Annotated in this window: 17 protein-coding genes; 9 read left to right on the forward strand and 8 right to left on the reverse strand. The window is 34.4% G+C overall.

Annotated features, from left to right (window positions below):
• Window positions 1–54 precede the first annotated feature (54 nt).
• Both FW778_RS08475 and FW778_RS08480 read left to right on the forward strand, forming a co-directional pair.
• Window positions 55–768, forward strand: coding sequence for an SCO family protein (locus FW778_RS08475; RefSeq protein ID WP_150414165.1), 714 nt, complete (start codon window positions 55–57; stop codon window positions 766–768).
• 27 nt (window positions 769–795) lie between these two features.
• Window positions 796–1,404 carry a DUF420 domain-containing protein gene (locus tag FW778_RS08480; RefSeq protein WP_150414166.1) on the forward strand — a complete coding sequence of 203 codons (609 nt, stop codon included), beginning with the start codon at window positions 796–798 and terminating at the stop codon, window positions 1,402–1,404.
• Between the two features lie 26 nt (window positions 1,405–1,430).
• Here FW778_RS08480 and FW778_RS08485 read toward each other — a convergent pair whose 3' ends face one another.
• The 3 genes from FW778_RS08485 to trmB are packed head-to-tail and all read right to left on the reverse strand — an operon-like array spanning window position 1,431 to window position 2,701.
• Window positions 1,431–1,817: an MGMT family protein gene (locus FW778_RS08485; RefSeq protein WP_150414167.1), complete on the reverse strand. Its 387-nt coding sequence runs from the start codon at window positions 1,815–1,817 to the stop codon at window positions 1,431–1,433.
• Window positions 1,789–2,007, reverse strand: coding sequence for a DUF5522 domain-containing protein (locus FW778_RS08490; protein ID WP_150414168.1), 219 nt, complete (start codon window positions 2,005–2,007; stop codon window positions 1,789–1,791). The genes FW778_RS08485 and FW778_RS08490 overlap by 29 nt, the downstream gene beginning before the upstream one ends.
• Window positions 1,994–2,701, reverse strand: coding sequence for a tRNA (guanosine(46)-N7)-methyltransferase TrmB (gene trmB, locus FW778_RS08495; RefSeq protein ID WP_150414169.1), 708 nt, complete (start codon window positions 2,699–2,701; stop codon window positions 1,994–1,996). The genes FW778_RS08490 and trmB overlap by 14 nt, the downstream gene beginning before the upstream one ends.
• A gap of 205 nt (window positions 2,702–2,906) precedes the next feature.
• On the opposite strand from trmB, the gene FW778_RS08500 reads away from it, so the two are divergent.
• The 6 genes from FW778_RS08500 (at window position 2,907) to FW778_RS08525 (ending at window position 8,304) form a co-directional block, all read left to right on the forward strand.
• Window positions 2,907–3,698 carry a LiaF transmembrane domain-containing protein gene (locus FW778_RS08500; RefSeq protein WP_150414170.1) on the forward strand — a complete coding sequence of 264 codons (792 nt, stop codon included), beginning with the start codon at window positions 2,907–2,909 and terminating at the stop codon, window positions 3,696–3,698.
• A gap of 55 nt (window positions 3,699–3,753) precedes the next feature.
• Complete coding sequence (locus FW778_RS08505) at window positions 3,754–4,113, forward strand: DUF4288 domain-containing protein (protein ID WP_150414171.1); 360 nt, start codon at window positions 3,754–3,756, stop codon at window positions 4,111–4,113.
• Window positions 4,114–4,119: 6 nt separating this feature from the next.
• Entirely contained in the window at window positions 4,120–5,172 is a 1,053-nt protein-coding gene (locus tag FW778_RS08510) for a sensor histidine kinase (RefSeq protein WP_235906162.1), read from the forward strand.
• Window positions 5,169–5,897, forward strand: a complete 729-nt coding sequence (locus tag FW778_RS08515; RefSeq protein WP_150414172.1) for a LytR/AlgR family response regulator transcription factor — start codon at window positions 5,169–5,171, stop codon at window positions 5,895–5,897. The genes FW778_RS08510 and FW778_RS08515 overlap by 4 nt, the downstream gene beginning before the upstream one ends.
• A gap of 479 nt (window positions 5,898–6,376) precedes the next feature.
• Complete coding sequence (locus tag FW778_RS08520) at window positions 6,377–6,757, forward strand: response regulator (protein WP_235906163.1); 381 nt, start codon at window positions 6,377–6,379, stop codon at window positions 6,755–6,757.
• Window positions 6,758–7,017: 260 nt separating this feature from the next.
• Window positions 7,018–8,304, forward strand: coding sequence for a site-specific integrase (locus FW778_RS08525; RefSeq protein WP_150414174.1), 1,287 nt, complete (start codon window positions 7,018–7,020; stop codon window positions 8,302–8,304).
• A gap of 322 nt (window positions 8,305–8,626) precedes the next feature.
• Here the strand turns inward: FW778_RS08525 and FW778_RS08530 are convergent, their stop codons facing one another.
• From FW778_RS08530 to FW778_RS08550, 5 genes are all read right to left on the reverse strand, one after another.
• Window positions 8,627–9,172, reverse strand: a complete 546-nt coding sequence (locus tag FW778_RS08530; protein WP_150414175.1) for a hypothetical protein — start codon at window positions 9,170–9,172, stop codon at window positions 8,627–8,629.
• A gap of 12 nt (window positions 9,173–9,184) precedes the next feature.
• Window positions 9,185–10,120: a relaxase/mobilization nuclease domain-containing protein gene (locus tag FW778_RS08535; RefSeq protein ID WP_150414176.1), complete on the reverse strand. Its 936-nt coding sequence runs from the start codon at window positions 10,118–10,120 to the stop codon at window positions 9,185–9,187.
• A complete protein-coding gene (locus FW778_RS08540; RefSeq protein WP_150414177.1) occupies window positions 10,113–10,475 on the reverse strand; it encodes a plasmid mobilization protein in 363 nt (120 codons plus the stop codon). Before FW778_RS08540 ends, FW778_RS08535 begins: the two co-directional genes overlap by 8 nt.
• An 88-nt stretch (window positions 10,476–10,563) precedes the next feature.
• On the reverse strand, window positions 10,564–11,523 hold the full coding sequence (locus FW778_RS08545; RefSeq protein WP_150414178.1) for a CHC2 zinc finger domain-containing protein: 960 nt from the start codon (window positions 11,521–11,523) through the stop codon (window positions 10,564–10,566).
• Between the two features lie 37 nt (window positions 11,524–11,560).
• Window positions 11,561–11,857, reverse strand: a complete 297-nt coding sequence (locus tag FW778_RS08550; RefSeq protein WP_150414179.1) for a helix-turn-helix domain-containing protein — start codon at window positions 11,855–11,857, stop codon at window positions 11,561–11,563.
• Between the two features lie 1,007 nt (window positions 11,858–12,864).
• Here FW778_RS08550 and FW778_RS08555 point away from each other — a divergent pair.
• Window positions 12,865–14,292, forward strand: coding sequence for a hypothetical protein (locus FW778_RS08555; RefSeq protein WP_150414180.1), 1,428 nt, complete (start codon window positions 12,865–12,867; stop codon window positions 14,290–14,292).
• The last annotated feature ends 8 nt before the right edge of the window (window positions 14,293–14,300 follow it).

Here is a 14,300-nt window from a genome sequence, read left to right on the forward strand (position 1 = left end):
AATTAGCCATCGCCATTGTGTGATGGCTAATTTTGTTTTAGAAAGATATTACTAATGAGAAAAAAAGCACTACTGGCTTTAATGATCGCAATATTATTGCCAACAGTCGGCTACCTGTTAACCGATTATTACAGTAAAAGAGATACGCAAATGCCTCCCCGTTATTTTTATGATAGCGTAACTGTATCGTATAAAAATGGTAAATCTATTAATGACACCGCTTGGCATCATTTAAGTAATATTGAGCTTACTAACCAGTTTGGGAAAAAAGTTTCCTTTGCCGATTTGAAAGGGAAAATAATTGTGCTTGATTTCTTTTTCACACGTTGTCCTTCAATTTGTCCAAAGCTTGCTAAAGCGATGAAAAAGCTCCAGAATTCATTTACTAATAATGATTCAATAGTTCAATTTGTTTCTATCTCTGTAGACCCGGTTCATGATTCAGTTCCTGAGTTAAGAAAATGGGCGGAAAAATTTAATGTAGATCCTGATAGCTGGTGGGTGCTTACAGGTAACAGGGACAGTATATATCACTTCGCCATAAATGAAATGAAAGCGGATATAGCAGACACAAATGTAGATACAGCCTTTATCCATACAGAGAATTTTTTCCTGATCGATAAAGAAAGAGTTATAAGAGGATGGTACAATGGCTTTGATACAACTGCTCAAAAAAAATTAGTAAGAGACATTCCTTTATTGATGCTCGAAAAAGATCAGAAGAAAACTTTCGGACAATTTCTAAAAGGGCTCTTACAAAATAGTTAGGGTAGATTTTTAAATAAGAATTAATTAATGGAAGCAAAAATTAAGGATAAATTACCCAAACCGATTTTACAACGCAATGATAAAAAGGCAAAAATATCTATCTGGACTGTTTCTATAATTGTATTTGCAGCAGTAGCATTTCTATCGGAAGTAAAATTAATTATTCACTTAAGTTTTAACCCACATATTTTTGCCACAATAAATGCAATCATCAATTCAATTGTAGCGGTATTATTGGTTGCAGCATTATTTGCAGTAAAATCCAAAAATTTTTATTTGCATAAGAAATTAATGCTAACGGCAATTATTCTTTCATTGCTTTTTTTAATTTCCTACATCTGTCATCATTTGTTAGCCGGAGATACCAAATACGGGGATCTTAACCATGATGGTATTTTGAGCGCTGATGAAAAATCGCTGGCTGGAACTATGCGATATGTTTATTATTTTATCCTTGCAACACATATTCCCCTGGCCGGTATAATTCTTCCTTTTATTTTATTTACAGCTTACAGGGCTTTAACTGCAGATTATGGAAGGCACATGAAACTGGCAAGAATAACATGGCCTATTTGGTTTTATGTTGCAATAACAGGAGTCACTGTTTATTTAATGATAAAGCCTTATTATAATTGATAAAACTTTTTTTTGTATAATAATTTTTATAACCCCAATTCTTTGTAAGGATCCCAAAACAATTTTTCAAAATCAACAACCGTATCGTTCTCTACTTTAATTTTTTCTTTCTGTAACAATTCTTCCATCAGTGTTGGCGTACCAAAATGCGCTTTACCACTAAGCATCCCATTGCGGTTAACAACACGATGTGCAGGTACTTTTGGAATAACGCTATGTGCGCCATTCATTGCCCAGCCTACCATTCGGGCTGAAAGTTTAGTGCCCAAATAATTGGCAATAGCACCGAAAGAAGTAACTCTTCCTTTAGGAATTTGCCTTACTACTTCATAGACATCTTGAAAAAAACTATATTGCTTTGTTGTAGCTCGTGGCGATTCTTTCTTAATATTCTTTCTTATTTTTTTTGACATTTTTTTGTTCTGCAATCAATTTATTTTTTAATGGTTGCGATACGTTTTCATAATTATATGGACAATGCCTGCATCCGTTACCACAACAATAACCTCTTTGCAAATGATACTTTTCAGTGAATACAAGAAAATTATTTTCATTGTAATAAAAATGTATTCCTTCTATAAAATTATCATCACTGCTGGTCATTCGTTGTATTCTTTAAAATTGTATCAAGATCATTGTCTTTATCAATTATTTTTTCCGGTAAAGAAAAACATAAATAAAAATTTTTTTTGCTTTTCGCAATATCAAGACTTTCGTAATAAGTTTTAATATTTAATTCCGGAGAAACTGGTTCTTGTTTATATACATCATCAATATCCAAATTTAGAGTAAGGTTATACAATTCAATAACAGTTTTTGTAAAATTATACAAGTCGGGGGAATCTGTTTTCAAATGAATTTTACCTCCTGTTTTCAAAATATTTTTATATAGCCTCAGGTATCGTGGATGAGTCAGCCTTCTATTTGCTTTCGATATTCTTAATTGCGGATCGGGAAACGTAATCCATATTTCTTCTACTTCATTCTTAGTAAAATAAGTATCTATTTTATGAATTTGTGTACGAAGAAAACCAACATTTTTTAGATTTTTATCCAAAGCAGATTTAGCGCCCACCCAAATGCGATTTCCCTTTATATCGACCCCAATAAAATTTTTTTGAGGATACAATTGCCCAAGACCAACAGCATATTCACCTTTGCCACAAGCTAGTTCCAGCGTAACAGGATAATTGTTTTTAAAAAATTCATTCCATTTACCGGCAATGTTTTCAGGATATTCCAGCACATTTGGAAATTCTTTTATCTCGGCAAATCTTTTTAATTTTTTTTGCGCCATAGTCGGCAAATGTAAGCCTTACGTCAGTGTTTAAGAATGTAACGATAATATTAAATGTTGTAATTATTTTTTTGCTTTAAAATTTCGGAATAAAATGCTTGCCGATATTATTCCGCAGCTCACCGATCTATTTGCGCTGTGAACCTATCTGGTATTTCAAAGTATAATTTCTGCTTTTAGTTTTGTGTCTTATTAAATAAATTTTATGGAAAAGAACGAAAATGAGATAAACAAGTTTGGTGGCGAAAGACGGCCAAGGGTGTGGAGCGGTATTATTTTATTAATAGCAGGATGTTTATTGCTGGCTTATAAAATGGGTGCTCCTGTTCCCGCATGGGTTTTTACCTGGCCGGTATTATTAATTGCGTTGGGTTTTTTAACGGGCATTAAAAGCAGGTTTCACAATCCCGGAGCATTTATTATGATTGTAATCGGCGGTATTTTTTTAATTGATCAAACAAGTCCGGACTTAAAATTCCATGATTATATTCTGCCTGCAATACTTATAGCTGTTGGGATTATATACATCTTCAGACCAAGACATACGTGGGGCGGACGGTATGACAGACGATGGCGCAGATCATTTTATGAACCTCCAAACTATACTCCACCGTCAAATTATTCTGAGGCGAAAGCTGATGCAGAGTTTACAGAAGATACTGCTGAATACGTTGAAATCAATGCTGTATTTGGAAGTGTGAAAAAAATTATTCTATCAAAAAATTTTAAGGGCGGTGAAATAAACTGTTTTATGGGAGGCGCCGAACTTAATCTTATGAAAGCAGATATGCAGAAACCGATAAATCTTGAGGTTAACAATGTATTTGGCGGAACTAAATTAATTGTGCCCTCCAACTGGGATGTAAAAAATGAAGTTACTGCAGTGTTTGGGGGTATTGAAGATAAAAGAAATGTTGCAGGAGTTACTGATCCCGGCAAAGTATTAGTTCTTCATGGCACTTGTGTTTTTGGAGGTATAGAAATAATTAATTATTAACTCTCAATTTTTATTAACTATTACATTAAGTTATTCATCTTATAAAATCAATTATATGAAATGGTATCTTGCAAAACTGGTTTACAGAATTATTTGTGGCGAAGGAATGCACACACCTCAATTCGATGAACAATTGAGGTTGGTATATGCTGAAGATGATTTGCATGCTTTTCAGAAAGCACGCACAACGGGTCATCTTGAAGAAGATAATTTCTTAAACAATATTCAAAAGCCTGTCCACTGGAAATTTATTGATGTTTCAGAATTACACCCTTTAACCGAACTTATTGATGGTGCAGAATTATATTCACGGATTTGCGAAGAGGAAGAAGCTGAAAGTTATATAAAGACTACCAAGCAAAGAGCAAATTATATTCTTGAAAACAGTATGCATAAATATATTCCATTAAACTAATAAAATTTGAATACTCCGTTTACAGCAAGAAAAAATTTAGTAATTGCAGGTATAGTTTATTGGGCTATAATAAGTATAGTTTACTCGATTATATTAACGGGGACATTAAAAAATTTTAGCTTAACAACTGCCCAGGTTATTATCGACACAATTATTAGTAACATATTAGTTACTGCAAGCTGTGTGCTTATTTTAAATAATATGCGATATTATTTACCACGGCAAGAGAAGTATTGGTACGTTTTAACTGTTAGCCTCGGATTAAGCGGGATTTGTTTCTTAATAGCAAAAGGAGTTTTGTGGATAATATTTAATGATGACCCTCATTATCTTCAGTCGTTTTCACAATCAACCGGTATACGTTATGGAATTTCTTTTTTATTGATTGGTTGCTTTTCAATGATGAGCCTGCTTTGGTACACGCAGGAAGAACAAAAGACAATGAGTGAAAGAAAAGCGGATGCAGAGCGTCTTGCAAAGGATGCGGAGTTATTCAAATTAAGGCAACAACTTCAACCCCATTTTTTATTCAACAGTCTAAATTCTATAAGTGCACTTACCGGAACCCAGCCGGAAAAAGCCAGGCACATGATACAGCAGCTAAGCGATTTTTTACGTGGCACTTTAAAAAAAGATGATCAACAATGGAGTACGCTCGAAGAAGAAATACAATACCTCAGGCTTTATCTTGATATAGAAAAGGTTCGTTTTGGACATCGCCTGCAAACGGAAATAATTTATACCGATGAGGTGTTATTATTAAAATTGCCGTCTCTATTGTTGCAACCTGTGGTAGAGAATGCAATTAAATTTGGATTGTATGATACAACCGGGGAAATATTAATAAAGTTGGAAGCAACAAAAGAAAATAATTATTTGAAAATAATGGTGCAAAATCCATTTGATCCAGAAACATCGCAGCCGCTAAAAGGAACAGGGTTTGGATTATCTTCTATTCAAAGAAGATTATTTCTTTTGTTCGCAAGACAAGATCTGTTAAAAACCCACAAAAACCAGGCAAATTTTATTACAGTCATACTTATACCGCAAATAAAATGAAAGTTATAATTATTGACGACGAACCACTGGCTAGAAGTATTGTAAAAGAATATTTACAATTGTATAAGGAAATTGATATAGTTGCTGAATGTGGAGATGGATTTGAAGGCATGAAGGCAATAGTGCAGCACGAGCCCGCGCTGATTTTTCTTGATGTACAAATGCCTAAAATAAATGGGTTTGAAATGCTCGAGCTGATTGAAAATCCACCTGCTGTAATTTTTACTACTGCATTTGATGAATTTGCAATAAAAGCATTTGAATTAAATGCGACTGATTATTTATTAAAGCCATTTAGCAAAGAACGTTTTAATAAGGCTGTTCAAAAATATTTAAACACGTCTTCCATACCAGCATCACAACCGGTAATTGAAACTGCCGCACAATCGCCGGGGCAGCAAAACCGCATAGTAGTTAAAGATGGAAGTAAGATTAAAATTATACCGGTAAATCAAATTCATTACCTGGAAGCCGCGGATGATTATGTAAAAATAGTAACGGCCGAAGGACAATTCTTAAAAAAAAGAACGATGAGTTTTTTTGAACAGTCACTAGGGGTTCATCAATTCGTAAGGATACATCGTTCCTATATAGTCAATACGCAGCTTATAACCCGTATTGAAGTGTATGAAAAAGACAGCCACCTGGTTTTACTGAATACTGGAGCCAAATTACAGGTTAGCAAATCGGGATATTCGAAGTTGAAGGATATATTGGAGATATAATTTTAAATATTTCCAACCTTAACGCTAAGGAATTTTTTCCATGGTTCCCAGTAATATTCCACCGCTTTTAGGGGATATCGAATTCAGCGATAGGAACATTTGTATAAGTTTACGAGAATAGAGCATTATTTCCAGTTTGATAATTGTGGTGTGCGGAATATCTTCCCCCGTCCACAGTGGAAACGTGTGCTGGCGATCTTCCAGCAGAATAATATTTTAAGAACCTAGGGCTAAATTATACAAACTGCTGTTTTCGTGCTTTTTAAATCAAATTTTATGGAAAATAGCGTTCAGCATGACAAGATTTTAATAAATCATCTAAAATTGGTTTATACACAACAAGTAAAGTTTCCATTAAATAGACTTGTCGACAAGAGATTAGAACAGTCGAAACCGCGAACGATATAATTTTTTTCGTGATAAAAGGTGATATTGAGCCAAAATTTATCATTAGCATGATCTGGTTTAATTATTGTAGGATGGAAAAGCTTATGGATAAGATACTAATTGTGGATGACAATTCGGACATTTTATGGGTTGTTGAAACTGTGCTAAAGAGATATGGTTTTGAGGTAATGGCCTTGCCAAGAGGCGAAGACGTAATTCCTAAAGCCAAAGTTTTTTGCCCACAGTTGATTTTGCTTGATGTTTTCCTTTCCGGAATTGACGGGATAGAAGTATGCAATAAATTAAAGGATAACCCAAAGACCAAAGATATACCCGTAATTATGTTTTCGGCGCACACTAATTTTACGGATATTCAAAAATTCTGTAAAGCCGATGATTTTATAGCTAAGCCTTTTGATGTTAATGAGTTGGTAAGCAAAATTCAATTCCAGATAAAGGCAGGGACGGCTTGAAAGATAAAAATTTTCGCCCCTTTGAAAGTGGTCCTAAATAAAAAGGCCTGTAAAAAAATTTTTTTACAGGCCTTTTTAGCTGTAGGGGGAGTACAGGAACCTACTTAAATTTACTTTTCTCAACTTAACTTAGTTTATCGCTGTAATTCAATACAGGATTACGTTTGGTGGAAAAATACAAATTGGTAAAAAAGTTAAAATAAGATTTTAGTGAAACCTTTAGTGAAACCTTTTTTACCTTTACTAAAAGTTCGAATCGTATGCCTCGTCACCCCGAAGTTCATTTCCGATTAAAGGCAAAAAATAAAAAGGGAGATTGCGCTATATACCTTCAATTCATATATAACCGTAATCGTTTATTTTTTTCTTTTGGGCAAAGTGTAAATTTTGATGATTGGAATTTCAATAAGGAAAGAATAAAGAAAAAGGATAAGACAACATTAGAGGGTAAATTTTTTTTAAATGATCTTTTAGAACGATTACAAAATTTATGTCTTACCTCTTACCATGAATCTATGAAAGATGGGATACCAAATCCGGCTTATATAAAAACAAGGCTAAAAAATTTAATTAATCAAAATAGGACTGAAGCTGATCCTGAAAAATCAGACTTTTTTTTGCTGGCTGATAGATTTATTAGAGGTGAAATCAAAAATCGCGGGAAAGATAAAAGCATATCAAGTCTGCAGAACTATCACGCTGTAACAAAGCATTTAAAGAATTTTCAAAAAGCGACAAAATATTCAATAACTTTTGAAAACATCAATCTTGATTTTTTTTACAAGTACACCACTTATCTAAAGGATACTCTCGGCTTATCGCCTAACACAATAGCAAAAGATATTTCTATTATTAAGGTTTTTATGGGAGAGGCTGTTGATTTGCGATATACGACGAATAATGAGTTCAGGCATAAAAAATTTTCATATAGCGAAATAGAGACGGATGCTGTCTATGTAACCGAAAAAGAGTTGGAAATACTTTACAAGTTTGATTTTTCAAAAACCAAAAGGCTGGAAAATGTAAGGGATTTGTTCGTTTTTGGTGCGTGGGTAGGACTTAGATTTTCTGATTTTTCGAACATAATGCCGGAAAATATTATTGAAATTGATAGTGAATATTTCATCAAAATTGTTACTCAAAAGACAAAAGAGCTTGTTATCATTCCTTGTCACCCTATTGTCCTGGACATTTTTGAAAAATATAAGCATAATCCCAATAAACTTCCGAACACAATAAGTAATCAGAAATTTAATGATTACATAAAAGACGTTTTCAAAGCTGCAGGATTTAATGAAAAAGGACGCCTGGCAAATGACATCAATTTAGAGCTATGGCAGTGTGTTAGCAGCCATACAGCAAGAAGATCCTTTGCAACAAATTACTATCTGCAAGGTTTCCCGGTAATTGATTTAATGAAAATTACTGGCCATAAGACTGAGAAGGCTTTTATGAAATATATCCGCATTTCCAAACTCGATGCTGCGAAAAGATTAAGCTCTCACATGAAAAAAATGTGGAGTGAAAAAATGCTGAGAGTAGCTTAGTAAGCCTGCCTTTCTATGGTTAATAAAACCCTATAACCATCCTTGATACTTTTAATTGAGCAGGCGTTTTAAAAAAATTGGCTTTCAAATCAGAAGAGCTTTTCTTAAAGATTTATATTCTTCAAGATATTAGCCAGGTAACTTGTGCTACGCCCACCGGCTTGGCCGGCCGGAATAAAAGCGCCTATTTCTCGACTCAAATAAAAGAATAAAATGAGCCGAATAAGCTAAATAATCGGCTCATAAAAAAAAATAAAAATAGATAAGACATTTCTATAAGATTATGTCACTTGAAAATATTCAGGCAGGGATACAGCTTCATTTATCTTATTTCTTTTTCTTTTTCACCTGCAAGCCGATGCATTTTCTCCTGCTTAGCAATATTGCGTTCAGACCGGACAACCTGTTGTATAAAATTGTTCTTATCCAGGTTATATAAACTATCGGTATAGTAAACGATTTTTAATAAGTGACTGTTTCCATTAGCCTTCCAAAATCTATACTTTATATCATTTGCTTCAAAAGATTTCTTTTCATTGCTGCAATTAATCCATCCATATGCAAGCAATAAAGAAATTATAAACAAACTAACGGAGAGCCATACCTGTTTATGGAAATGATGTATGTGCTTAACTTGATTTTGTGTAGAATTACCTGAATTAACTTTTAATGCATGTATCTCTTCAGATAATTTATTCATCTTTTCAATGTTTACATTACAGGTGACACTGAACTTTATAAATTCAGATTGAAATGATTTAACTGCTGTTTTTAATTCTTCATCTTTACCTGCATTACCTTGTTTTAATAAAGCGATTTCCAGAGCTTCCAGTTTTTCTACAATCGCTTGTAATAATATTTCACTCATCAGTATTCATTTTTAGAGATGTATTCGTTTTGATTTTTTCTTTCTCTTTTGTTGTAACCTCCATTCAGCTGCTAACGATTGATCTTGTTGTTCCGGCTTTATTAATTCATTAAGGATATTCAGATCCTTGTTCAACCGCTTGTCTATTTCCAAGTCTTTGTTTTGAGAAATGCTTTTTGAATACAATGAATCTGCCGGTAATTTTATTAATCTCTCCGCTTGCTGCTGCTGTAATATTTTCTGAAGATTATTTATGGAAAACTTTCTATCTACCTCACTGCCCTTATATTTATACTCTCCCAACTTAAAATTGATACCCTGTAGCTCGTTTGTTTGCCCTTTGTATTTGTATAATGTTTCAATCTTTTTTTTCACCAGCTTTTCCGTTAAATCATTTAAGGTTCTGCATTGTGGGAGACTTTCCAAAATAGCCTGGTAAATGATATAACGGTTCGCTTCCTTTTCATTTAATGCGTTCAGATTTACAAGTGATAAATCTTTTGAGATCGCTTCTTTTAATCCATATTTTTTTGTGAGTTTCTGCGCAACCTTTTTTCCTTTTAACCCGATCCAGTTATCCTTGATCGTTTCTCCATTATTGTTCACAAGATTGGCAAGAATGTGCAGGTGAGAATGATTTTTATCAATGTGCTTTACAATCGCAAATTGCGTGTCTGTAATCTTGATTTCAGCCAGGTATTCTCGGGCGATTTTAGCCATCATTTTATCTTCAATTCTTTCTCCGGGATAAAAGCTGATGATGCCATGAAAGACTGCCTTTGTAAGAGATGGTCTCATCGACTGCTGCAATTCAAAATCTTTAGCCATGAGTTTATAATCATAATCCCTTACACCATCTGCTTCCAAAACCACCGCTCTTCTTTTATCCATGCATATATACCTGCATGCTCCGTAAAATGTTTTTCCTATGACCACTTTACTAATCATTTCTTTTTAGTTTTTCCAACAGTTCACCCACTAAATTTTTATATTTTTCAAACATCAATGATGCGGTAATAAACCCTTCCTGGTGTCCCTTCTTTGTGAGCTGATTTAGGTTATTTGCCATCCCGATTAATTGCCTGACAAATTGCCTTTCTTCTTCAGATAATCTTGAAATTATTTTTCCTTGCATTGCCATCTGCCGGATATAGACGGTGATTTTTAATCCCGACCTGGAGGCCTGTTGTTTAACAATAAAATATTCTGTTTTTGAAAACCGGATGCTTCTTATAATTTCCTTCCTGACAGCCTTTTTAGGCCTTCCATTTTTGTGCTGTATTTTGAATGCTTCACTTATCATATCCTCTGTAATATTCTTTTGCGACCGACGGGAGAAAAAGCAAGCTGGGTTTTTGTAACACAAAAACACCGCTTGCTAAGAAAAATGTTTAAAGGTGTCTCCCCCTTTTTTGTCCTACATATATTTTCTGCTCTAATTTTCCGAAATTCATTATCCAGTCATTGAGGTCTTTATATCCTTTGTATAATTTGCTTTCATCTTTAAAATTTAAGGACCTTTTCAAAGCGAGGCTGGTGCATTTTCTTCCGGCATTATCATGATCTAAAAAGAGGTGAATATTTTCATGCTTTTCCATTAAAAGAAGGCTTCTTTCAAAGAACGAAAGGGAGTTCAGGATTAAAAAATTCATGTGTCGATTAGGCAGACCTGTTAGATCCTCCCGCTGATTTTTATTCATAGATTCATAGCTTATGAAATCAAAAAAGCCCTCAAATACCGAGATATTTTTTGCGCCATTATCGAAGTAAGAAACATACTTGGGAGAACTGCTTCCTTTAAAATATTCATTGCGTAATTCGTATCCTCCCGCATTATTTTTAAAGCCTATGGCTTTATATATTTTATCGGTATCTCCATTGGTAAAATGAACTTCATGACAGTAACTATCAGCAATACTTTTGTTGATCCTTCTTTGAAATAAATAGCGGCAAAGCATCAGGTCCTGGATGGGCTGCTTTGCGGCTATTATTTTGATAGCAGTTTCTCTTGCATCCTTACTATCCACTAAAGAGTTTTCATGCAAGTGAAACTGCGGTCTGACAATAGTATTTTGAAAATTATTATGCGGGTGAAAAGAAGAAATTTTTTGTAAAGCTTCACTAACATCACAGCGATAAAATTCCATAACAAAATCAACCAACTTCCCACCTTTGCCAGGGCCATGATCGTACCATACATTTTTATTTCTGCTGATCTTAAATGAAGGTTCTTTTTCATCTCTGAATGGAGATAAATACCAGTAATCTGATCCGGTTATTTTTTGCGGCTGATACCCTAAAGAATTAAGGTAATCCACCAGGTCCACACGGTTGGCTTGTTCACAGTTCATCACACACTTTTTTGAATGATTAAGCTTGATATAGTAGCTAAAGGCTGCTGTTAATTAATGCATCTATGTCTGCACGATTAAAATACCTACGTGATTTAATCTTAAAACTTTTCAGTTTCTTTTGTTTCAACCATTCATAAAGCGTTGGCTTGGAGACCTGGAAAATTTCACAAACATCTGCTGCTTTCAGTAAAGCTTTCTCAGGCAGATGAGAATTTGTTGGAGAGATTTTTTGCTGGTTTAATTTTTCAGCAATTACATCTTCGATGATAATTTTGATTTGTTTCCAATACTCAGACGGAGCTATTGGAAACAGCATGGGCGTTTCATTCATACTTCTACATTTTCTTGTTCACAATTGAAATTCCAATAACAAAATTAATAAGGTTGAATATTAAAAACAATACATGGCTAAATTTTGAAGGGGTGTTGGTAAGGTCTTATTAACAAATGAGATTATTCACTTATAACGGCTAATAGTAGACGAAGTAAAATGAAATTAAGATGAGTAAATTTCTGGTAAATTGTATTCGAGTAAGCGAGAAAAATATTTTATATTTTTAACAATACAATTTATAGAATTAAAGCAAAAATTCTCTGTTGGCTCTGTCATTTCAATAGTAACAAATGATACGGTTATTTCATGAGTGATGGAATAGAAGTAAATGGCAAATTTATTTTTCTCCTATATAATAAAAGATAGTGATGGTGTTAAGTACGGCTCTGGGCGCTTTGCTGGCCGACAATTTATTAGGTGGAAGTTTTTCGTTAAACTTTTTTGGGATAATTGTTATTTGCGTGAAATCAAGATGGTATTGGCAAAGTTAAAAACGTGATTCAGATGGGACTTGTATTCCATTGGGAAATGCGATTAAGAATAAATTAATTAAGGCATGATTTTAATGAGTATTAGCTACGGTCTTAAACTTTTTAAATTGAAAGATGAAACCGGAACTAAATACGAACAATGCGTTGTTAGCAACATTGTCGGACCGCAATAAGCCTGACAAATTTCCATAGTAAATATACTGTCCATTGTCTTTCTTTGGTAAAATATAGGACACCATTCATATCTTTTGTTGTTGATTTCCAATAACGGTTACAATGTTTATCCGTTAACGTTTTCTTGCATGGATGCTTGGCAAAGAGAATCCGGAAAATTTCACCAGTCTTGTGTTTCCCTATTTCTTGAATGATTTTTTATAATGAGATCACAGGTAAATTAAATGCTTAAAAATTAACTTTCCATCGTCTCAATCAGAATGATGCCTGCGTAAAGACGCAGTTGCTCTTTCGAAAAATATTTTGGCATATTGTTCCCGAATTACTAAAACGACGCTAATGGGTTTTCAAAGGGCCTATATACTTATTTTGCTGATTGCAATAAACCTTTCTTCTTTCGCCCAGGATCGGGATTCAGCTTTACAGAACGCTTCTCAAATTCCCGCTAAATATTATTCAACGGTTAACAAAAAGATCAGCGGAATTAATGAGCAACTTACAAAGAAGGCACTTAAATATCTTGCAAAATTTCAACGGCAGGAACAAAAGCTTCAGCAAAGATTACAAAAACTACACCCTGAATTAGCACTTAACAATGCGGCCGATAAGTATAATGAGTTTTCACAAAAAATAAAAAACAAAACATCGGGAATAGCAAAAGTTGTAGGTGGTGAATACAGTCCTTACATGGATAGCCTGGGAACCTCCCTGTCTTTTTTAAAACAGTTTAATGGTGTTAGTGATAAAGTAAAGAATCCTCTTGAGAATTTCGACCTGCTGCAGGGCAATTTCCAGGAATCTGAAAAGATAAAAGCGTTTATTGCCCAACGTAAAAACGAGCTAAAAGATATTTTATCAAAATATACACATCTGCCTCCGGGGCTAAAAAAGGAATATGATCAATTAAGTAAGACCGCATATTATTATTCGGCCCAGGTGCAGGAGTATAAGGACATGATGAAAGATCCTAAGAAAATAGAACAGAAAGCGTTGGTCATTTTAAACAAGCTCCCCGCATTTCAGAAGTTCATGAAGGAAAACAGCCAGGTTGCGTCGCTATTCAGGATCCCTTCCAATTATGGAACCACACAAAACCTAACGGGCTTGCAAACACGCAGTTCCGTACAGGCATTGATACAGCAAAGAATCGCGGCAGGAGGACCTAATGCGCAATCACAGATTCAACAAAATCTTGCCCAGGCGCAAGCGGAATTAAATGAAGTAAAAGATAAGTTCAGTCAACTAATGGGGCAGGGAGGCGCTGACCCTGAAATGCCCAACTTTAAACCAAATTCACAAAAGACCAAAACGTTGCTTAGAAGGTTAGAATATGGATTCAATGTTCAGTTTGCAAAAAGCAGCTCCCTTTTGCCAAGTACCGCGAATTTAGCCCTCACTGTGGGTTACAAACTGAACGATAAAAGCAGCCTTGGTGTAGGCGCAAGTTATAACATTGGAATGGGAACCATCAGGCACATATCAATTTCCAGCCAGGGACTGGGGCTGCGAAGTTACCTGGATTGGAAAATAAAAAAGCAATTCTATGCCAGTGGTGGTTATGAGCTGAATTACAATTCAGCTTTTAACAATATTGAACAGTTAAAAAATTATGCTGCCTGGCAACGAAGCGGGTTAATAGGCATCAGTAAAAAGTACCCAATAACTAAAAAAACAAAAGGCGAAATGAAACTGCTATATGATTTCTTAGCTGCGAAACATATACCCGTTACATCACCCATATTATTCAGAATAGGATATAGTTTTTAAAACTAACA

Source organism: Ginsengibacter hankyongi (genome assembly GCF_008710285.1).
Classification (GTDB): Bacteria; Bacteroidota; Bacteroidia; order Chitinophagales; family Chitinophagaceae; genus Ginsengibacter; species Ginsengibacter hankyongi.

Coding starts and splice junctions, on each gene's coding strand:
- FW778_RS08475 (WP_150414165.1), top strand. CDS start 55: ATGAGAAAAAAAGCACTACTGGCTTTAATGATCGCAATATTATTGCCA.
- FW778_RS08480 (WP_150414166.1), top strand. CDS start 796: ATGGAAGCAAAAATTAAGGATAAATTACCCAAACCGATTTTACAACGC.
- FW778_RS08485 (WP_150414167.1), bottom strand. CDS start 1,817: ATGTCAAAAAAAATAAGAAAGAATATTAAGAAAGAATCGCCACGAGCT.
- FW778_RS08490 (WP_150414168.1), bottom strand. CDS start 2,007: ATGACCAGCAGTGATGATAATTTTATAGAAGGAATACATTTTTATTAC.
- trmB (WP_150414169.1), bottom strand. CDS start 2,701: ATGGCGCAAAAAAAATTAAAAAGATTTGCCGAGATAAAAGAATTTCCA.
- FW778_RS08500 (WP_150414170.1), top strand. CDS start 2,907: ATGGAAAAGAACGAAAATGAGATAAACAAGTTTGGTGGCGAAAGACGG.
- FW778_RS08505 (WP_150414171.1), top strand. CDS start 3,754: ATGAAATGGTATCTTGCAAAACTGGTTTACAGAATTATTTGTGGCGAA.
- FW778_RS08515 (WP_150414172.1), top strand. CDS start 5,169: ATGAAAGTTATAATTATTGACGACGAACCACTGGCTAGAAGTATTGTA.
- FW778_RS08520 (WP_235906163.1), top strand. CDS start 6,377: ATGGAAAAGCTTATGGATAAGATACTAATTGTGGATGACAATTCGGAC.
- FW778_RS08525 (WP_150414174.1), top strand. CDS start 7,018: ATGCCTCGTCACCCCGAAGTTCATTTCCGATTAAAGGCAAAAAATAAA.
- FW778_RS08530 (WP_150414175.1), bottom strand. CDS start 9,172: ATGAGTGAAATATTATTACAAGCGATTGTAGAAAAACTGGAAGCTCTG.
- FW778_RS08535 (WP_150414176.1), bottom strand. CDS start 10,120: ATGATTAGTAAAGTGGTCATAGGAAAAACATTTTACGGAGCATGCAGG.
- FW778_RS08540 (WP_150414177.1), bottom strand. CDS start 10,475: ATGATAAGTGAAGCATTCAAAATACAGCACAAAAATGGAAGGCCTAAA.
- FW778_RS08545 (WP_150414178.1), bottom strand. CDS start 11,523: ATGAACTGTGAACAAGCCAACCGTGTGGACCTGGTGGATTACCTTAAT.
- FW778_RS08550 (WP_150414179.1), bottom strand. CDS start 11,857: ATGAATGAAACGCCCATGCTGTTTCCAATAGCTCCGTCTGAGTATTGG.
- FW778_RS08555 (WP_150414180.1), top strand. CDS start 12,865: ATGGGTTTTCAAAGGGCCTATATACTTATTTTGCTGATTGCAATAAAC.